Origin of the sequence: Mycobacterium sp. (assembly GCF_032159775.1) — a bacterium.
GTDB lineage: Bacteria > Actinomycetota > Actinomycetes > Mycobacteriales > Mycobacteriaceae > Mycobacterium.
Window position 1 is genome coordinate 1 of the sequence record NZ_JAVHWK010000177.1, and the last position, 3,698, is coordinate 3,698.

Annotated in this window: 4 protein-coding genes and 1 pseudogene; all 5 read left to right on the top strand. The window is 66.2% G+C overall.

Annotated elements, in window-relative coordinates; all coding sequences use genetic code 11:
• The coding region (locus tag QOJ24_RS23050; RefSeq protein ID WP_526265504.1) for a thiolase family protein at positions 1 to 760 on the top strand (760 nt) is incomplete at its 5' end.
• A 4-nt stretch (positions 761 to 764) separates the two neighbouring features.
• Positions 765 to 1,640, top strand: coding sequence for an alpha/beta fold hydrolase (locus tag QOJ24_RS23055; protein WP_526265506.1), 876 nt, complete (start codon positions 765 to 767; stop codon positions 1,638 to 1,640).
• A complete protein-coding gene (locus tag QOJ24_RS23060; protein ID WP_526265508.1) occupies positions 1,640 to 2,458 on the top strand; it encodes an NAD(P)-dependent oxidoreductase in 819 nt (272 codons plus the stop codon). Before QOJ24_RS23055 ends, QOJ24_RS23060 begins: the two co-directional genes overlap by 1 nt.
• A complete protein-coding gene (locus tag QOJ24_RS23065) occupies positions 2,455 to 3,243 on the top strand; it encodes an NAD(P)-dependent oxidoreductase (RefSeq protein WP_526265510.1) in 789 nt (262 codons plus the stop codon). The genes QOJ24_RS23060 and QOJ24_RS23065 overlap by 4 nt, the downstream gene beginning before the upstream one ends.
• A 115-nt stretch (positions 3,244 to 3,358) precedes the next feature.
• A pseudogene (locus tag QOJ24_RS23070) lies at positions 3,359 to 3,698 on the top strand (cytochrome P450); the annotation flags it as partial.

A 3,698-nucleotide genomic window follows, 5' to 3' on the forward strand; every position in this document is an offset into this window, starting at 1 on the left:
CTCGAGCTGGCAGATGCCCTTCGGCGCGACATCGGCCGCGCACACGCTCGCCTTGAACGCGCAGCGGCACTTCGACCGGTACGGCACCACGAGGGAGACGCTCGGCTGGATCGCGTTGAACCAGAGGGCCAATGCCGCATTGAACCCGACCGCTATTTACCGCGACCCCATGACGATGGACGATTACCTCAACGCCCGGCTGATCACCACCCCGTTCGGGCTCTACGACTGCGACGTGCCGTGCGATGGCGCCGTAGCGATCATCGTGTCGGCGGTCGATGTCGCCAAGGACTTGCCGCGCACGCCCGTGCTGTTCGAAGCGGTCGGCACCCAGATCGTCGAGCGCACTGACTGGGATCAGACCACGATGACCCACGAACCACAGGTGCTGGGTCAGTCCGCCCATATGTGGACTCGAACATCGTTGCGGCCCAAAGACGTCGATGTGGCAGAACTCTACGACGGCTTCTCGTTCAACTGCCTGTCATGGCTCGAGGGGCTCGGTTTCTGCGGAATCGGCGAGACGAAGGACTTCATCGACGGCGGCAAAGCGATCGCCCGTGACGGCGTGATTCCGTTGAACACGCACGGTGGTCAACTGTCACACGGGCGCACGCACGGCATGGGTTTGATCCACGAGGCCGTCGTCCAGTTGCGCGGCGATGCGGGCGAGCGCCAAGTAAAGGGGGCTCGCGTCGGGGTGGTCAGCAGTGGCGGCCTGACACCGAGCGGTGCCATTCTGCTCCGGACGGCCGAATAGTCACATGAGCGAGCCTCAACCGCGTCCACGCGTCGTGCTGACCGACGGGGTGCCGATGTCCGCGTTGGTCGCCTCGGTGCCGGAGCCCAAGGCCGTCATCGTCGCGGTGCACGGCGGGGCGACGTCGGCGGCGTACTTCGACTGCCCAGGGCATCCGGAGCTGTCCTTGCTGCGTGCCGCGGCCGCCGAGGGCTACACGGCCATTGGGCTGGACCGCCCCGGCTACGGTGCGTCCGCCTTCTACCACGACAAGATGACCCATGCGGACCGTCGGGTCGGCTTCGCCCTCGGCGCCGTCGACAAGATCGTTGCCGACAGTTCCCGCGGCGCAGGGCTTTTCCTGCTGGCCCACTCGGCGGGCTGTGAGATTGGGCTGCGGATGGCGGTCGACCAACGTGCGACCGACGTGCTGGGTGTCGAGCTGTCAGGGACCGGGCTTCGGTACGGCGATGCGGCCAAGGCCATCATCAGTGAGGCCACCGCGACATCGCGCCCCGCGGGTCTGCGGGATCTGCTGTGGCAACCCACCGACCTCTATCCCCCCGAAGTGCTGACCGGCGGTCTGTCGGCTCCAGGCGCACCGTACGAGGCCGAGGTGACCGCGAACTGGCCGCGCCGCGACTTCGGTGAGATCGCAGCAAGGGTGACGGTGCCCGTCGAATTCAGCGTCGCCGATCACGAGCGCGTCTGGGAGTCCACACCACAGGCCGCACAGGCCGTCGCGGCGTTGTTCACGTCGGCGCAACGGGTCGTCGTCAACGACATGCCCAACAGCGGCCACAACCTCAGCGTGGGCTGGAGTGCGGGTGAATACCACCGGCGGGTGCTGTCGTTCGTCGACGAATGTGCCGCCGCACGTGAAGAATTGGAGGCGGGTTGATGCGCGTCGGTTTCATCGGACTCGGCAGCCAAGGTGGGCCGATGGCACGACGGATCGTCGGAGGCGGCTATGACGTGACGTTGTGGGCGCGCAGACCCGCCACCCTCGCACCCTTCGCCGACACCTCCGCGAAGACCGCGCAGTCACCGGCCGAGTTGGCGGCGGCCAGCGACCTGGTCTGTCTGTGCGTCGTCGGCGACGACGACGTGAGGGAGGTCCTGGCGGGCGACAACGGCGTGCTGGCCGGGCTGGCGCCGGGTGGGATCGTGGCGATCCACAGCACAGTGCATCCTGATACATGTCGGGAGCTGGCTGAATCCGCTGCTAAGCAGGGGGTTTCGATCATCGACGCCCCGGTGAGCGGTGGCGGACCCGCCGCCGAGGAGGGCCAGTTGCTGGTGATGGTCGGCGGCGACGACGAGGTCGTCGATCGCTGCCGCCCGGTGTTCGCGACATATGCCGATCCCATCGTGCACCTCGGCCCGCTCGGCAGCGGACAGCTCGCCAAGATCTTGAACAACCTGTTGTTCACCGCCAACCTGGGCAGCGCCGCCAGCGCGCTGGAACTGGGTGAATCCCTTGGTATTCCGCGTGAGAAGCTCGGCGAGGTCGTCACCCGCGGTTCGGCCAACAGCAAGGCGTTGTCCAGCATCACCGCGTTCGGCGGCCGGACAGACCAACTCGCTTCCATAGCCGGTGCGCTCCTGCAGAAGGATGTCCGGCACGCCGCGAGCATCGCCGATGCCGCGTCGGCGCCCCAGGGTGCGGTCTTCGACGCCGCCGATGCCGCGCTGATTGCGCTGCAACATCCGCGATGACACGGGTCGGATTCATCGGCACTGGCCGAATGGGCGCCCCGATGGTCCGTCGTCTGGTCGACGCCGGCCATGAGGTCCGTGCGCTGGGCCGCACACCCGAAAAGGCTGCAGCCGTTCATCATTTGGGCGCCTCCCCGGTGAACGATCCGGCGGCCGTCGCCGAGGACGCCGATGCCGTCATCGTCTGTGTGTTCACCGACGACCAGGTGCGCCAGGTCTGTTTGGCGGACGGCCTGGTCGCCGCCATGTCCCCTGACGCCGTGCTCGTCATACACACCACAGGCAGCCCGCGCACCGCCCAGTCGATCGTCACCCTCGGGGTCGACGTGGTCGATGCTCCGGTGAGCGGGGGTCCACACGACGTCGTCGCAGGCCGGGTGACGCTGTTCGTCGGGGGCGAAGACGACGCGGTGAAGAGGGTGCACCCGCTGCTGAGCACCTACGGTGACCCGGTCCTGCATGTGGGCCACACAGGCACGGGTCAGCTGGTGAAGCTGATCAACAACGCGCTCTTCGCCGCGCAGATCGGACTGGTGGCCGAGGGGGTACGGCTTGGCGGTCTGCTCGGCGTCTCGGAACCCACCCTGCTCGAGGCGCTCACGCACGGAAGCGCGGCCAGCCGCGCGCTGGGCAATATCGGGCGGGCGGGGTCCACCAGAGCCTTCATCGACGCCGTCGGCGACTTCATCGGCAAGGACGTCGCGATGGTCCGCGCAACGGTCGCCGAACTGGGCGGCGACCTCGGGCCGCTTTCCGAAATTGTCGACACGGCGCTTCACCGATGAGACACATTTCTTGAATGCCTCATTCTCTTTTGGGGAAACGTCATTACCGCTAGGGTTACAGGCCAACAGCCATACGTAACGAATAAAGATCCGTTCACACAGCTCAGGAGCATTGATGACCCAGGCGAAGGTCGTATTCGACCCGTTTTCGCAGGACTTCTTCGATGGGGCCTACGAGACGTATCGCCGGATGCGCGACGAGGCGCCGGTCTATTACAGCGAGGAGCATGACTTTTACGCGCTGACCCGGCACGAAGACGTCTCGCCCGCGTTCAAGGACTTCGAGACCTACTCGTCGCGCTTCGGTGTGGATCTTTCGTCGGTGAGAAGCGGCGTGCCGACGGCCACGGGGATGAAGATGATCATCTTCATGGACCCGCCCGAGCACCGCAACATGCGCAGCCTGATGAACAAGGTGTTCACTCCCCGCGCCATCCAGGCGCAGAAGCAGATGG